The organism is Mycobacterium intermedium (genome assembly GCF_002086275.1).
Taxonomy (GTDB): domain Bacteria; phylum Actinomycetota; class Actinomycetes; order Mycobacteriales; family Mycobacteriaceae; genus Mycobacterium; species Mycobacterium intermedium.
Genome location: NZ_MVHT01000322.1, coordinates 1 through 284, shown reverse-complemented (window position 1 = coordinate 284; position 284 = coordinate 1). Strand labels below are relative to the sequence as shown.

1 pseudogene is annotated in these 284 nt (G+C 61.6%); it reads right to left on the bottom strand.

Features of this window, described 5'->3' with window-relative positions:
• A pseudogene (locus BST27_RS30875) lies at positions 1-284 on the bottom strand (LmeA family phospholipid-binding protein); the annotation flags it as partial.

Genomic DNA, 284 nt, shown 5'->3' with positions numbered 1-284 from the left:
TTCAGCACGATGTCCTTGATGCCGATCTGCATCTTCATGCCCTTGGCATCCTTGATGTTGTTGCCGGCCGTCTCGATCGAGATGTTTGTGTAGTGATCGGTCAGGTACTGCCACAGCACCAGCGGCGTCGCGCCGAACGACGCGGTGGCCTGGTCCCGGACCTCGCACGCCACGGCCGACGCGATCTTGTTGTTGGCCTTGTTGCGCACGTACAGTTCGGCGCCGATCAGGCCCGCGAGGACCAGCGAAAACACGATGATGACGACGAGCAGGAGGGGCAACGC